This window comes from Tepidibacter sp. Z1-5 (genome assembly GCF_037844525.1).
In the GTDB taxonomy this organism is placed as follows: domain Bacteria; phylum Bacillota; class Clostridia; order Peptostreptococcales; family Peptostreptococcaceae; genus Tepidibacter_A.
Genome location: NZ_JBBMMD010000035.1, coordinates 110345 through 126010, shown reverse-complemented (window position 1 = coordinate 126010; position 15666 = coordinate 110345). Strand labels below are relative to the sequence as shown.

14 protein-coding genes are annotated in these 15666 nt (G+C 28.5%); 11 read left to right on the top strand and 3 right to left on the bottom strand.

Translation table 11 applies throughout. From position 1 onward, the window contains the following. Positions 1-47: 47 nt before the first annotated feature. Both WJW32_RS07915 and WJW32_RS07910 read right to left on the bottom strand, forming a co-directional pair. Positions 48-1298, bottom strand: a complete 1251-nt coding sequence (locus tag WJW32_RS07915) for a peptidoglycan-binding domain-containing protein (protein ID WP_340257097.1) — start codon at positions 1296-1298, stop codon at positions 48-50. A gap of 2 nt (positions 1299-1300) precedes the next feature. Then, on the bottom strand, positions 1301-2599 hold the full coding sequence (locus tag WJW32_RS07910) for a LysM peptidoglycan-binding domain-containing protein (RefSeq protein ID WP_340257096.1): 1299 nt from the start codon (positions 2597-2599) through the stop codon (positions 1301-1303). 103 nt (positions 2600-2702) lie between these two features. On the opposite strand from WJW32_RS07910, the gene WJW32_RS07905 reads away from it, so the two are divergent. Next, positions 2703-3416, top strand: coding sequence for a PrsW family intramembrane metalloprotease (locus tag WJW32_RS07905; RefSeq protein ID WP_340257094.1), 714 nt, complete (start codon positions 2703-2705; stop codon positions 3414-3416). 180 nt (positions 3417-3596) lie between these two features. After that, complete coding sequence (locus WJW32_RS07900; RefSeq protein ID WP_340257092.1) at positions 3597-5276, top strand: putative bifunctional diguanylate cyclase/phosphodiesterase; 1680 nt, start codon at positions 3597-3599, stop codon at positions 5274-5276. Between the two features lie 12 nt (positions 5277-5288). Here the strand turns inward: WJW32_RS07900 and WJW32_RS07895 are convergent, their stop codons facing one another. Beyond that, complete coding sequence (locus WJW32_RS07895) at positions 5289-5576, bottom strand: hypothetical protein (RefSeq protein WP_340257090.1); 288 nt, start codon at positions 5574-5576, stop codon at positions 5289-5291. Positions 5577-5901: 325 nt separating this feature from the next. On the opposite strand from WJW32_RS07895, the gene WJW32_RS07890 reads away from it, so the two are divergent. The 9 genes from WJW32_RS07890 (at position 5902) to WJW32_RS07850 (ending at position 15493) form a co-directional block, all read left to right on the top strand. Next, positions 5902-7884, top strand: coding sequence for a 5'-nucleotidase C-terminal domain-containing protein (locus WJW32_RS07890; protein ID WP_340257088.1), 1983 nt, complete (start codon positions 5902-5904; stop codon positions 7882-7884). A gap of 196 nt (positions 7885-8080) precedes the next feature. Further along, complete coding sequence (locus WJW32_RS07885; protein WP_340257086.1) at positions 8081-8899, top strand: hypothetical protein; 819 nt, start codon at positions 8081-8083, stop codon at positions 8897-8899. Next, the gene (gene lepB, locus WJW32_RS07880) at positions 8892-9425 is read left to right on the top strand and encodes a signal peptidase I (RefSeq protein ID WP_340257084.1); all 534 of its coding nucleotides are present in this window, start codon (positions 8892-8894) and stop codon (positions 9423-9425) included. Before WJW32_RS07885 ends, lepB begins: the two co-directional genes overlap by 8 nt. A 29-nt stretch (positions 9426-9454) precedes the next feature. Further along, the gene (locus tag WJW32_RS07875; protein WP_340257082.1) at positions 9455-10198 is read left to right on the top strand and encodes a sugar phosphate isomerase/epimerase family protein; all 744 of its coding nucleotides are present in this window, start codon (positions 9455-9457) and stop codon (positions 10196-10198) included. Between the two features lie 74 nt (positions 10199-10272). Next, complete coding sequence (locus WJW32_RS07870; RefSeq protein ID WP_340257080.1) at positions 10273-11931, top strand: nucleoside kinase; 1659 nt, start codon at positions 10273-10275, stop codon at positions 11929-11931. 21 nt (positions 11932-11952) lie between these two features. Beyond that, complete coding sequence (glsA, locus tag WJW32_RS07865) at positions 11953-12870, top strand: glutaminase A (protein WP_340257078.1); 918 nt, start codon at positions 11953-11955, stop codon at positions 12868-12870. A 77-nt stretch (positions 12871-12947) separates the two neighbouring features. Next, the gene (locus WJW32_RS07860; protein ID WP_340257076.1) at positions 12948-13532 is read left to right on the top strand and encodes a helix-turn-helix domain-containing protein; all 585 of its coding nucleotides are present in this window, start codon (positions 12948-12950) and stop codon (positions 13530-13532) included. Positions 13533-13609: 77 nt separating this feature from the next. Then, a complete protein-coding gene (locus tag WJW32_RS07855; protein WP_340257074.1) occupies positions 13610-14440 on the top strand; it encodes a deoxyribonuclease IV in 831 nt (276 codons plus the stop codon). Between the two features lie 51 nt (positions 14441-14491). Then, complete coding sequence (locus tag WJW32_RS07850; RefSeq protein ID WP_340257072.1) at positions 14492-15493, top strand: aldo/keto reductase; 1002 nt, start codon at positions 14492-14494, stop codon at positions 15491-15493. The last annotated feature ends 173 nt before the right edge of the window (positions 15494-15666 follow it).

Sequence of the window (15666 nt, the reverse complement as noted above, 5' to 3'; positions counted from 1 at the left end):
AAAAGAGCGAAGTTCTATACTTCGCTCTTTTTGTTAACAAAAGATTTTTATTTTAATTCTGCAATTTTAGTTACAGCTACATAAATATCAGAAATTGTAAACCAAGTGCGGAAATCTACTGTTCCTGTAACTGGCAATCTAAATACTTCTTGGAATACTCTTACAGCTTTAGAAGTTGAGTCTCCGTATACACCATCTACCTTTACTTTAGGTATAGCAGGATAGTTTTTAGATATTCTATTTAGTTGCATTTGTATTGTTCTAACCTCATTTCCACTTGAGCCAATTCCTAGAGTATAACCAGGATATGATGTAGGAACTCCAGTTACTACTTGAGCTCTATCGAATCCTATATCATTTCCGTAAAAATATTTTAATATCTGATCATAAGACTTACCAAGGTCTCCTTGATATTTACTACCCCACTGAGTCATCCATGTAGGGCATTGAACTTGAACACCATCACAGTATTGAGCAAGAAGTGGCTGTCTTCTATCTGAAGGTCTTTTAAAATATAGATTGAATATATCGTCTACAACTAAACTTATATTTTCAAATATATTTCTTCCGTATATCCATTTATGATCGTATGCTGTTGAGGATGATATAGTGAAATTTTTCCCTTTTCCTCTATACCATTCTGTAAAAACTCTATTTAGAGTAAATGATACTATAGCACATACATTTGCATATATTGTACTTATTGGCCATGTAGAGTATATTTCAGACGATGCTACATTTTTTATATAGTCCTTATATCTAACCCAATAGTTAGGAGCAGAATTATCATCTGGAGAACCATCATGCACTATAATATATTCAGGAACTTGTGGGTAGTCTAAAACTACAAATCCTGAAGGGGGAGGTATAACCTTATTTGGAGTTTCTGGAATCTTTGCAGGATAGTCTCCCCATAATGTATTTGGACCTATAACTATAACTTCTGATTCTTGTCTTATAAATCTAGTATTTTCTATTTTATCAAGTTGTATTGTTTGAATAGAAAGCTGCGTTGGCAGTATTTGAACACCATTTACTATCACATCTATATATCCATCCTTTATAACCTCTACTAAGTAGTTGCTATAAGGCTGTATGTCTGATGGTTCTTGTGAATATTTAATGTCAGGTGCTGGTAAATTTATAATTGATGTTTGACCAGATATATTAGTTGGGACATTCTCTGCTAAAGTCTGTTGAGTTTCAGTTCCTGTAGAGTAAATATTAATTCTACAATCTGGTATTGGAGTTTTAGTTTTTTTATCTATAACTTGAACCAATAAGCTACCGTCAGCCATTATTACATCACCTTCCTAACCTCAAATAAGTCATCTAGAATATACCAAGTAGGAGCTATTTCTGTGTTTAACACCCAATAACCAATGCCTTCAAGGTTCATATCTCGTGCAAGTTCATGCTTGTATAATTGGCTTAGTGCATCTTCAAAATGAACTTCATGAAGATCGTTATTACTATCTGTATATCTAAAATATGGCGTTTTAGATTTGTTATTCCACATTATTTGAGAACTATTGTCTATTGCTAATTTATATGCGTTTTCAAGTGTTACTGTTTTTGCAGACTCTTGTTTGTATTTATAAACAAGCCAATCGTATCCGTATAAATTTACTCCCATATATATTACATCTTTAGACATTTTGGTTATAGCGTAATCCAGTACTTTCTTTACATTAGGAAGAGGGGCTATAGGTTGAGGATCTCCACCTACCCATCCCCATTCATAAGTCATAATATATGCTATATCTAAGTATTTACCTAGTTCTTCATAGTCAAAGAATCCAACCCAAGGTCTGTCAGACCAATCTTGCCATTTAGGGGCTATAGCCATGCCCAAAACTTTATTATTTTGATGAAGTTTATCTGATAGTTTTTTTACAAAACTATTAAATAAATTTCTATCTTCTGAATATAGGTTTTCAAAGTCTAATATTACTCCGCCATAGTTGTTATCTACAGTTAAATTAACTATATTGTCTATTAATGTATCCATATTATTCGTTAAAACTTCTCTTGCTAAATCTTTATTAAAATTTACTCCGTCGAAATTGGTTATAACTGGAAGTGGACTTATATTATTATCTAAAATAAATTGAGATAAACCATCTGGAATATCACTTAATAGATTTCCATTATTATCAGTTCGTACATCAAATATAGCCATATAAGTTAATTCATGTGATATTTGTGTTATATAGTCATAATATTTTTCGTAATCTTTTCCAGGTTGAAAAAATGGTAGTGTAGAAATAGATTGTCTTGAGTTGGAATTAGTTATTTTAATGGTTTGACCAGGATAAACTACATATGGAGATTTTAAATTGTTAATATTTATTATATCTTTGTAATTTACATTAAATTTTTTAGCTATCTTGTATAAAAAATCACCAACTTCTACTTTATATCCAAAATATTTTTTATTAGGTTTATTGGAAGTTGAAGGTATTAAAAGATTCATTCCGACTGCTAATTTATCATAATATGGAAGATTATTGGCTTTTACGATATCATCTATAGAAACTTTGAATTTATTTGAGATATCGTAGAGGCTGTCTCCTTTATTGACTCTATAAATTTCCATTTTACCCCTCCTAAATTAAATTATTATATAATATGAAAAAAATCATATTTTGTTAAGGAGTTTTGGAAATAATAAAATAAAATAAAATGTTTGGAGGAAAATCATGAATATTAAACTTTTGATTATAGCAATAGCGCCATCTTTTGCGCTTTTAATAGGAATTTATCTTACGGATAGATATGATAAAGAACCGCCAGAACTTTTGATTAAGGTATTTATATTGGGATGTTTATCAGTAATTCCAACTATTATAGTTGAAAGAGTATTAGACAAGTTTAATATTTTTTCAGGTATAATGTGGCCTTTTTACACAGCTTTTATAGTGGCTGGTTGCACGGAAGAGTATTTTAAGAGATTGGTAGTTTTAAAGAGTGCATTTAAAAGTCATCATTTTAATGAAAAGCTAGATGGAATAGTGTATTGTACATTTGCATCACTAGGATTTGCAACTGTAGAGAATATAATGTATGTTGTATTTAAGTTTAGCTCAAATCCTACTGTAGGAATAGGAAGAGGATTGTTCTCTGTTCCATCACATATGTTGTATGGAGTAACTATGGGGTATTATTTATCTCTTGCAAAATACTGTGTTATGGAGGAAGGTGTTTGTAAGAAATATCTGAGAAAATCTTTGACTATGCCTATAATACTTCATGGTATATTTGATTTTATACTTATGTCTAATATGCCTATATTGATGGCTTTATTTTTACCGTATGTAATATATCTTTGGAAGGTAAATTTGAATAAATTGAATAAGTATACACAAGATTCAAAAGATAGATTTGGGTTTATAAATAAAATAGATAAGGAATAAAAGTTAAAAAATTAATATATCTATTCAATATATGATATTATAGTAAATATATATTATTTAATTTATGATTTTTTTATAGTAAAGTGGATTTAAGATGATATAATATATTTTAAGTAAAAAATTCATATATTGCTTCAATCAAACATAAAAAATCTAATTAAACATATTTTGGGGGATTTTATGAAAGAGAAATTCTATAAAAATTGGATTATATTGCTGATTGGTGTTTTCTTTACATATATATTGTTTTTTAATAATATATCTTTTGAAGGGGATGCTCAATTTATTATATTCGATTTTATTATTAAAACACTAGGATATATCATATCTTTACTTTGTCTTGTAATGTCAGTCAAGTTGAGAACGAAATATCTGAGTCTTGGATGGATATTTTTCTCTATATATCTATTTGGAGATATTATAAACATAGTGGAATACAATATAGTAAATAACTGGGTAATTGATGTTTTGTTTAATACTTCGTTGCTATTTGGAATGATATTTATCGCTTATGGATTTGTAAAAGCTATAATAGAAAGGGAAAATTTATTAAAAGAAATAACTTATACTGCATTTAATGATTCGTTAACAGAACTTCCAAATAGAAGAGATATTGAAAAGAACATCCAAAAGGCTTTATCAAATGATAAAAGATTTGCTATATTATTTGTAGATTTAGATAAATTTAAATTTATAAATGATTCTTTGGGACATAGTCATGGGGATGACATATTAAAAAAAGTAGCTAGAAGAATTAAAGAAAATATTAGAGAAGAAGATTATCTGGCAAGATCTGGTGGAGATGAATTTCTTATAATACTTAATGATATTGAAAATGAAAATGAAATAGCTCAAATCTCTAAAAATATCGTACGTAGATTTAGAAAACCATTCGAATTAGAAGATACCACTGTACATATAACATGTAGTATAGGCATTTGCTTATATCCTAAAGATGGAGACAATATGGAAACGCTTATGAAAAATGCTGATATAGCTATGCATAAAACTAAGGAAAAGCAGGGTAATGATTATCAGTTTTATAATGATAATATGCATAGTCATATAAAAAATAAATTCGATATTGCAGAAAGTCTTATAATCGGGATACAGAAGGATGAGTTTGTACTACATTATCAACCTAAAGTAGATATAATAACAAATCAAATAATTGGAGTTGAGGCCCTTGTAAGATGGAATCATACTAAAAAGGGGATGATATATCCTAATGACTTTATATCAATAGCAGAAGAAACTGGGTTTATAAAAACATTGGATAAACATATATTAAAGCTTGCATGCCTTCAAATAAGAAAGTGGATATATAAGGGGAAAAATCCTATAAATATTTCTGTGAATATATCTCCAAAGCTACTACATGAGGAAAGTTTTATTCCGTATTTAGAAGATGTATTTGAGTCAACAAAAATAGATCCTAAGTATATAAGTATTGAAATAATAGAAACTGCTGCCATGGAAGATAAAGAATATGTTTACAATGTTTTAAATAAATTAAGAAGTAAGGGTATAAAAATACTTCTGGATGATTTTGGAAAAGGGTACTCATCGTTAAGCTATTTGAAAGATTTACCTATAGATAAGGTTAAAATAGATAAATTATTTGTAGATGAAATTTGTTTTAATAACGTAAATAGAACTATAATGAAGGCTATTATAGATATGTCAAAAGCTTTAAATCTTAAGGTGTTAGCTGAAGGAGTGGAAACTGTAGATCAATTGAACTTATTGGAAGAATTAGATTGTCAGTCTTATCAGGGATATTTATACAGTAAACCTGTACCTGTTGAAAAATTAGAAAAAATGATATATGAGGATGAAAAAAAAGGTGCTATTGTATAATAGCACCTTTTTTTATTTTGTAAGTACAGATATTATTTCATCTATAGATGATTCTGTTTTTAGTTTATATGTATTTGCTTTTACAGAATTTTCAAGATTTAATTCTTTTAGTTTTACTAAAAAATCTTGTGGGTTTTCAATTAGACCTAAATTTTTTAGGTTATTGGCTACTTGTGAACCTGATTCACCGGATTTGACTTGGAAATATACGATATCTTGTATAGAAACTTTAGAATTATATTCATTTGAATTATCATCAGATGGAGTATTGATATCTTCAATAGTAGTATTTATGTTCATTACTGACTCCTTATCTTGATCAAACCATCCATAAAATTGATATCCAATAGTAGCGATTATAATTAATAAAACAAAAAATCCTAGCATTAAGTCGCTTATTTCATAAAAAATATCCTTAAATTTTTCTATTGTAATTACCTCCTTTGCTATTACTTATATCCTAATTATATTTTAATGTATATATATATATAGTCAACATAAAATTTTATTGAAATAAATATGGGAAAATGTTATCCTATATGGTAAAGATAGGATTATATTTATAAAAAAATTATAAACATAAATATATAAGTATATAATCTTAAATAATAAAGGGGGAGAAAATATGAAAAAGAGAATATCATTATTAATTATAATGAGTATGATTTTAACTTTATTTATACCATCTGTAGTTAGTGCAAATGAAGATGAAACTACTATAACAATATTAGGAACAAGTGATATGCATGGAAGAATATTTCCGTGGGATTATGCATTAGATACAGAGGATTCTGATGCGGGATATTTAAAGGTTGCAACTGCTGTAAAAGAAATTAAAAGCAATAATAAAAATGTAATATTAGTTGATGCAGGAGATACTACTCAAGATAATTCAATAGAACTTTTCCAGGGAAAAGATAAAAATCCTATAATTGAAGTTATGAATGATATAGGATATGATACATGGACTCTTGGAAATCATGAATTTAACTTTGGTCTTGATGCATTAGATAAAGCAGTTAAAACTTCAAATGCGACAGTTTTAGCTGGAAACTTATATAAAGAAGATGGTAAAAGAGCTTATGATGCTTATAAAATAGTAGAAAAAGATGGAGTTAAGGTAGCTATAATAGGAATGGTTACTCCTAATATACCTAGATGGGAATCATCAACTCCAGATCATTTTAAAGGATTAGAATTTAGAAATCCAGTTGAAGAAACTACAAAGGTTATAAATGAACTTAAGGGTAAGGCTGACGTATTTGTTGGAGTATTTCATATGGGACTTGAAAATGAATATGCAGATTTTGATGGAACAAGAAGTATAATAGAAAAAAACCCAGAGCTTGATGCTGTTGTGATGGGACATGCTCATAGTGATATTGCAGGTGAAAAAGTAGGAGACACTGTAGTTGTTGAGCCTAAGAGTTATGGTAATAGAATATCTAAAATAGATTTAAAATTAAAAAAAGAAAATGGAAAATGGAATGTGGTTGAAAAAAATAGTGAAAACTTAGATACTACAGCTTATAAAGCAGATAAAGAGCTTGAAAAAAAATACAATTACGTTCATGAAACTTCTAGAAATGATGCAAATATGGTAATAGGAAATGTTACTGATGATTTTATAGAAAATACTCAAGTATTACCAGGTATACCTAAAGCTCAAGTAGAAGATACTGCATTAATAGACTTTATAAATGAAGTTCAAATGTATTATTCTGGAGCGGATATATCATCAGCAGCAGCTTTTAAGAATGATATGAATCTTTTAAAGGGAGACTTTAAGAAAAAAGATGTTGCCAATATATACAAGTATTCAAATACTTTAATTAGTGTCAAGGTTACAGGAAAGCAATTAAAAGACTATATGGAGTGGTCTGTAAGATATTACAATACATATAAAGATGGAGATGTTACAGTTAGCTTTAATCCTGAAATAAGAGGATATAACTATGATATGTTCTCGGGTGTTGACTACGATATAGATATATCAAAGCCAGAAGGACAAAGAATAGTTAATCTTAAGTTTAAGGATCAACCTGTTACTGATGATATGACATTTACTATTGCAGTTAACAACTATAGATTTGGAAATATGGTTAAAGATGGATACTTTAAAGAAGAAGACAAGGTTTTTGATTCTTCATTAAAATATGCAGATGGAAGTATACGAAATCTTATTGTCAAATATGTTACTGAAAACAAAGAAATAACTCCAAAAGTTGATGATAACTGGAAAATAGTTGGAATGGATTTAGATAATCCTTTAAAAGATGAAGTTTACAACTTAGTTAAAGAAGGAAAGATAAGCATTCCAACATCAGAAGATAAGAGAACTCCAAATGTTAAATCTTTAAACGTGTATGAGCTTCAAAAGCAAGGATTACTTAATGCAAATACTAAAAAAGAAGAAGTTAAGAAAGAAGAAGTTAAGAAAGAAGAAGTTATTGTTAAAGAGCAAATCTATACTGTTAAAAATGGAGATGTTCTTTGGAAGATAGCTAAAAAATTCAATATAGATTGGAAAAAACTAGCTGAGTATAATAATTTAAACAACCCAAATTTAATATATCCAAGTCAAGTAATTAAAGTACCAGCTATGTAATAAGAAAAAGACCCTTATAGGGTCTTTTTTAGGATTAAGGAAAAAGTGTACATTAAAAATCTTCAAATTAAAACTATTAAATTTTTGACAAACAAAATTAATATAAGAATTTTGTTTGTCAAAAATTTAATAGTTTTAATAAGCTAAATAAAAGGCATATTATATATAATATTAACTTTTTCTTTAGGAGGATTATATGGGAAGTATAGATAAAAAATATGAATTTGTAATAACAAAATTTTTGGCAAGGTATAATTATGATGCGGTTTTAGATATATTAGAAGAGCTTGGAATAAACAATGGAGATCTTCATATATTAGTTAGTTACTGTAAATCGTCTGTTAATTTTGATTTTAGGACTGCTGTAAAAAAACTTGATATGTTAACTCCTAAAATTAAAAACAGAAAAGATATAAAATTGCTTAAAAATAATTCAATAGATTTATTGGATGGAGAACCTGCTGCTATATTCTCTGAATTTATAGAAAATATAAAAATAAAGTTGATAAATGAAGAATATATAGATTTTTTAGGAAGAATATATAGATTAAAGGAAGCATTGTTTAAGTATGTATTTGTTCAAAGCCAATCAAATAAAACAAAGGTATCGATGATAGGGTATATGGTATCTAAAAAAAACATATTGAATATACTTAAAAAGAAGTATAATATATATACTAGCAACTTGACTTATGGAATTACTAGGTATATAAATAAAAATATGAGAAAGACCAAAAAAATAGCTAAAGTATTAGAAATACTCAATAGTGAAAAATTAGAAAACTTGATAAGACTTAGAAATGAATGTCCTGTTGGACATGGTTTTAAAGGAGTTAGTAAAGAAGATATAGAACATATATATGGTAAGCCATTTGAAGTTGTGGATGATTTTATAACCGCATGTGAAAAATTAGATGTTGATATAAAATTTGATAAATATGATGATATAAATAATATAATAATAGAACTTCTGAGTAAATATATAAGGGATAAAGGAGACGTTTACTATGAATGAAAAAGTAAAAAGTGAAATTTTAGAGTGGGTAAAGACTATTGGAATAGCCTGTATATTGGCTTTTTTTATAACTTTATTTATAAGACCAACTCTCGTTAAGGGATATTCTATGTATCCGACACTTGAAGAAAATGATTACCTTATAATAAATAAAATACCATATACTATGCATGAGCCTAAAAGAGGAGATATAGTTATATTTAAATCACATCTTGTACAAGAAAATGGAAAGGAAAAGGATCTTGTTAAAAGGGCTATAGGTCTTCCTGGAGATAAAATTAAGGTTATGAATGGTAAAGTGTATGTCAATGATGTAGAACTTAAAGAAGACTATATAAATGGAGATTACACGGATGGCATGATAGATTCAGTAGTTCCTGAAGGTCATATATTTGCTATGGGAGATAATAGACCGAATAGTTTAGACAGTAGAGATCCTAGAGTTGGTTTTGTAGATGAAGATGAAATAATAGGGAGAGCTTTTATAAGACTTTATCCGTTTAATAAAATAGGTTTATTTAAATAATTATGGATATGAGAATCGGATTCTCTTCCATGGCATATGAAATAAAGGAAAAAATAAAAATATGCCAAAAGTTAAGATTTAATCATATAGAAGTTGGAATAGACAATCTTGAGGATTGGAATTATTTATATCAGAATAAGGATGAATTAATAAAAAATGATATATCAATAGGCATTCATATGCCTATGGAGCTTAACACTTGTGATCCCATAAAAATGGCGAATGAGTTTTGGCTTGATTATTTTCATGAAAACTACAAAAAAGGGAAAATATTAAATGTAAGATATTATAATTTACATTTAGGATATGGTCTTAAAAATAAGGTTAAAAATAATAGGATTGGGTATCTAAATAACACCATAAACTTTCTTTTAAAACTTTTAAATAACATAGATGATGTAGGTATATATATTGAAAATACATATTCTAAAAATGGAGATTTGATTAATCTCGGAAACAAAGCATCCGATTTTGAATATTTGTTTAAAAATGTGACACAATATAATTTGGGATTTTGTTATGATACAGGGCATAATCTTATAAATAAAGACGATTATTTAAATAGATTATCTGATAATATAAGGTTGGTTCATTTGAGTGATAATGACGGAAGTGAAGACTTGCATTTGGGTTTTAGTGAAAATGGATTGTTAACTAAAAAAGACATAGAAGAAATACTAGAAATTAAAAACAATAAGTACTTAGTTTTTGAAATGAACACTAAATATTTAAATGAAAGTTTCGATTTATACAAAAAAATATCTAAAAAGTAGAAGAAGGGAGCAATTGCTCCCTTTTTGCACATATATTATTATACGAATTCTAAAAAAGTAAGGGAGATGATAATGTGAATAAAGTTAAAATTAATATAATGGATGATATTAGAGAGTATGAGATTGGGACTACACTGCTTGAAATAAGTAAAGATTATGAGAATAAATACGATGCTACTATAGTACTTGGAGTTGTAGATAACAATCTTAGAGAATTAACTTATAAAGTTGATAAGGCTTGTAATGTTGAATTTGTAGATTTAACAAAGCAGGATGGAATTAGAACTTATATGAGAAGTTTATCTTTTGTGTTTATAAGGGCTTGTGAGGAGATGTTATCAGGATGTAGAGTATCTGTTGAACATTCCCTGGGAAAAGGGCTTTATTGTGAAATAAATTATGATAGAGATATAAATGAGGAAGATATAAATAAGGTAAAAACTAGAATGAGACAAATAATAGATGAGGATGTTCTTATAGAAAAGAAAAAGCTTTCTATAGAAGAAGCTATAAAAATATTTGAGACTAATGAGAAAAATGCGAAAGCTGATTTATTTAGATATAAAGAATCAGATACTGTAAGTATATATAAATGTGGATGGATAAAAGATTATTTTTATGGTTATATGGTTCCATCTACAGGATATTTAAAATTATTTGATTTGAAATACTATAATCCTGGAGTTGTTATACTTGGACCTAAAAAAGATCATCCAGATAAGGTAGCTAAATTTATAGATCAACCGAAGCTTGCACAAGTTTACAAAGAAGCAGAGGAATGGGCTAAGATAATGAATGTTCATAAGATTGCTATGTTAAATCGTTTGATTGAAGATGGAAAGTATGGAGATATTATAAGAACTGTAGAGGCTCTTCATGAAAAGAAAATATCTCAAATAGCTGACATGATAGTTAAGAACAAGAAAAAGAGCAAGGTTATATTGATTTCAGGGCCATCATCATCAGGTAAGACTAGTTTTGCACAAAGGTTATCTATACAATTGAGAGTTAATAAGCTAAGTCCTGTATCAATATCATTAGATGATTATTTTGTAAATAGAGAGGATACACCTAAAGACGAAAATGGTAATCACAATTTTGAGTCTATTTATGCTATTGATTTAGATCTTTTCAATGACGATTTACAAAAACTTATAAATGGAGAAGAAATACAAGTTCCTTATTTTAATTTTAAGACTGGCAAAAGAGAGTATAGAGGAAATTCGTTAAAGGTAGATTCGGAGCAACCTATAATAATAGAGGGAATACATGGTCTTAATGATTTGCTAACGGAGTCTATTTCTGAAGATCATAAATTTAAGATATATGTGAGTGCTTTAACTCAGCTTAATTTGGATGAGCACAATAGAATACACACAACGGATGTAAGGCTTATAAGAAGAATGGTAAGAGATAATCAGTTTAGAGGACATAGTGCAGTAAGAACTATTCAGATGTGGTCTATGGTAAGACGTGGTGAGAAAAATTATATTTTCCCATATCAAGAAAATGCAGATGTTATGTTTAATTCTGCTTCTGTATATGAATTGTCTGTATTGAAAAAATATGCAGAGCCTTTGTTAAAAGAAATAGATCCTAATTGTAAAGAATACAGAGAGGCCAATAGATTATTAAAATTCCTACAATATTTTGTTACAATAGAAGATGAGGGTGATATTCCACCAACATCTATACTTAAAGAGTTCATAGGCGGAAGTAGATTGGTACATTAGATAGAACGGGGGAAATGGGAGTTGGAAAAAATATTACAAAAAATAATAGATGATAATAAAATGTATACTGAATATGGAAATGTGGCTACTTATATTCCGGAATTAAAAAAGGCTAATAAGAATGATCTGGGGATTTGTATAGTAGACATGGATAATAATATCTATGAGGCGGGTAATTGCGGTAAAAAATTTACTATACAAAGTGTTTCAAAGCCTATAACTCTTGCTCTAGCTCTTATGGATAATGGAAAGGATAAGGTTTTTTCTAAGGTTGGAATGGAACCTAGTGGAGATCCTTTTAACTCTATAATGAAACTTGAAATATCAAAGCCTTCAATTCCTTATAATCCGATGATAAATGCTGGGGCTATAATGATAACGTCTATGATTAAAGGACAAAACAATGCTGATAAGTTAAATAGGATGCTTCGCTTTTTTAAAAAACTTTCAGGAAATGAAAACTTGAGCGTAAATGAAGAGGTTTACATGTCTGAAAAGCATACTGGTGATAGAAATAGAGCTATGGCATATTTTCTAAAAAGCGAAGGAGTTTTAACTGAAAACGTAGAGGAAGTGCTTGATTTATATTTTAAACAATGTTCTATTGAGGTGACGGTTAGAGATTTAGCTAGAATAGGTGTAAACCTTGCATCACGTGGTGTTGATATATTAACTGGAAAAAGATTAATGGATGAAGAAGTATCTAAGATAGTAAAAACATTTATGGTTACATGTGGTATGTATGATGCATCTGGAGAGTATGCTATAAATGTTGGAATACCTTCAAAATCAGGAGTTGGAGGAGGAATTATGGGAACTGTTCCTAATAAAATTGGAGTAGGAGTATTTGGACCATCTCTTGATAAAAAAGGAAACAGTATAGCAGGTATAAAAGTTATGGAAAGTATATCAGAAAAATTGAATTTAAGCATATTCTAGAAACTATATATAAAAAATATTTTGACAATTGCAATATTAAATAATATAATATATAAAAACTAAGTGAAGGTGATTCTATGAAGGATATATTAGTTTTAAGGGATATTGAACAAATAAAGGCGGTGTCTCATCCGTATAGAGTAGATATACTGGAGGCTTTTGCAGAAGAGCCTTTATCAGCTAAACAATTGTCAGAATTATTATCAGAACCGCATGCTAAAATCAATTACCATATAAAAACATTATTAAATGCGGGCATATTAGAATTAGTAGAAGAAAAAGTTAAGTCTGGAATTATAGAAAAATACTATCTTCCAAAGGCAAAAATGGTTATTATGGATAAGAGTATCTTAAACTCTGCTGTTTACGATGAAAATGTAGCTAGAACACTAAATCAAGTTTCAATATCTTTATTTGAGAAGATAAGCGATGATTTTTATAGAGCAGCTGAAAATGATGAGGTTAAATCTAAGCACGTAAGACATTATAATCAGTATTACTTAACAGAGGACGAATGTAAAGAAATAATGGATGCTTTAGAAAAAAAGATTACTGAGGTTTTAAATGGTAAGGATAAAATAGATAGAGAGAATACTAGACCATATAATATAACATTAATGGGAGTACCTGATTTAAGAAAAGAGAAGAAAGCAAAAAAATAGACATCGACAATTTGTTGATGTCTATTTTTTTTGGGTATATTAAAGGTATAATTGAATTTTTAAAGAGGAGTGATTGTATGTTAGTTATAGGACCACATATATCAATAGCAAAGGGATATTCAAAAGCAGCTAAAGTTGCTTTAGATATAGGAGCTAATACATTTCAATTTTTCACGAGAAATCCAAGAGGAGGTAATGCAAAGGAATTTAATGAAAAAGATATAGCTGAGTTTCAAAGCATAAGAAAAGAAAATGACTTTGGAGCAATGCTTGCTCATGCACCTTATACTATGAATCTTGGTGGTAAAAAAGATGATGTATATGAGTTTGGAAGAAGGATATTTAAAGAAGATATAAAGAGAATGGACAAACTAGAAATAGAATATATGTGCTTTCATCCGGGGAGTCATGTAGGTGGAGGCATAGAATTTGGGGTAGATAGAATAGCGAATGCTTTGAATGAATCTTTAACAGAGGATCAAAATGTAACGATACTTCTTGAAACTATGTCTGGAAAAGGCACCGAAATAGGACATAAATTTGAACATATAAAAAATATTATAGATAAGATTGATTATAAAGACAAAATTGGTGTATGTCTTGACACCTGTCACATATTCTCAGCTGGGTACGATATAGTAAATAATCTCGATGGAGTACTTGATGAATTTGACCAAGTAATAGGACTTGATAAATTAAAAGTAATACATTTTAATGATAGTATGATGCCATTTAATAGCAATAAAGATAGACATGCAGGTATTGGAGAAGGAAAAATAGGTTTTAAGGCTTTGATGGAGTTTATGACTCATGAAAAACTTAAACATCTTCCGTTTTTCTTGGAGACTCCTTATGATGATAAAGGTCATAAAAAAGAAATTGAGATGATAAATAATTTTTTATTTTAACAAAAGACTCTGTTATAATTAATAAATAGTAAATTATAAGGAGGAGTATTTGTGAGAAGACTTGGAAACACAGATTTGTATATAAAAAGAGTAGGATTTGGAGGATTACCTATTCAAAGAGTATCTCAAGAAGATTGTGACAAAATAATTGATGAGCTTATAAAAAATGATGTGAACTTTATAGATACAGCAAGAGCTTATACTGTAAGTGAAGAATATATAGGAAATAGTATAGAAAATAAGGACTATAAATTTATAATAGCTACAAAATCTATTAATAGAGACTATGAAGGAATGAAAAAAGATATAGACATAAGTATTAATAATTTAAAGTGTGAGAAAATAGATTTATATCAAATGCATAATGTAAAAATAGAAGAATATAATTCTTTATTTGAAGATAATATGGCGTATAAGGCTTTATTAGAAGCTAAAGAACAAGGTAAGATAAAGTATATAGGAATAACTAGCCATAATGTAGAGGTCATAAAAAAGGCTATAGAAGATGAAAAATTCGATACAATACAAATACCTTACAATATGGTTGAAACTCAAGGAGAGGAAGTATTAAAGCTTGCAAATGATAAAAAAATAGGAACTATAATAATGAAGCCACTTGCTGGAGGGGCATTGACTGATGTAAAGCTTGCACTTAAATACATAATATCAAAAGAATATATAGATGTTGTAATACCTGGAATGGACAAGGTTGAGCAAATAAAAGAAAATGTATCTGTACTAGATGATCAAATTGAATTGACTAAAGAAGAAAAAGATTGCATAAATAAAATAAAAGAAGAACTAGGAAACAGTTTTTGTAGAAGATGCGAATATTGTATGCCTTGTGTTGAAAATATAAATATACCTCTTCAATTTTTATTAGAGGGATACTATACTAGATATGATTTAAAAGAGTGGGCTGTAAAGAGATATGAAAGTCTAGATAAAAAGGCATCTGACTGTATAGAATGTGGACTTTGCGAACAAAAATGTCCATATAATTTAAATATTAGAGAAATGTTAAAAAATGCAGCTAATATATTAGAAAAATAAAATTCGCTTTATGCTAACGCATAGCTCATATCGCCAACGAGTCCTAACGGGCTCCGTTGCTCAAAAATAGTTGATAGTTTAGTTTTTTTAATCTATATTATGCATAGTTTGGAAATTATAATTTATTTGAAGGTAAAGATTTGCTATGTGAATTAAGTTTCGCCTCTATGGGA

What these genes read in the sequence shown, in the direction of transcription:
- WJW32_RS07915 (WP_340257097.1), bottom strand. Translation starts at nt 1,298, where the DNA reads ATGGCTGACGGTAGCTTATTGGTTCAAGTTATAGATAAAAAAACTAAA.
- WJW32_RS07855 (WP_340257074.1), top strand. Translation starts at nt 13,610, where the DNA reads ATGTTAGTTATAGGACCACATATATCAATAGCAAAGGGATATTCAAAA.
- WJW32_RS07890 (WP_340257088.1), top strand. Translation starts at nt 5,902, where the DNA reads ATGAAAAAGAGAATATCATTATTAATTATAATGAGTATGATTTTAACT.
- WJW32_RS07910 (WP_340257096.1), bottom strand. Translation starts at nt 2,599, where the DNA reads ATGGAAATTTATAGAGTCAATAAAGGAGACAGCCTCTACGATATCTCA.
- WJW32_RS07895 (WP_340257090.1), bottom strand. Translation starts at nt 5,576, where the DNA reads ATGAACATAAATACTACTATTGAAGATATCAATACTCCATCTGATGAT.
- WJW32_RS07860 (WP_340257076.1), top strand. Translation starts at nt 12,948, where the DNA reads ATGAAGGATATATTAGTTTTAAGGGATATTGAACAAATAAAGGCGGTG.
- WJW32_RS07905 (WP_340257094.1), top strand. Translation starts at nt 2,703, where the DNA reads ATGAATATTAAACTTTTGATTATAGCAATAGCGCCATCTTTTGCGCTT.
- WJW32_RS07875 (WP_340257082.1), top strand. Translation starts at nt 9,455, where the DNA reads ATGGCATATGAAATAAAGGAAAAAATAAAAATATGCCAAAAGTTAAGA.
- lepB (WP_340257084.1), top strand. Translation starts at nt 8,892, where the DNA reads ATGAATGAAAAAGTAAAAAGTGAAATTTTAGAGTGGGTAAAGACTATT.
- WJW32_RS07885 (WP_340257086.1), top strand. Translation starts at nt 8,081, where the DNA reads ATGGGAAGTATAGATAAAAAATATGAATTTGTAATAACAAAATTTTTG.
- WJW32_RS07900 (WP_340257092.1), top strand. Translation starts at nt 3,597, where the DNA reads ATGAAAGAGAAATTCTATAAAAATTGGATTATATTGCTGATTGGTGTT.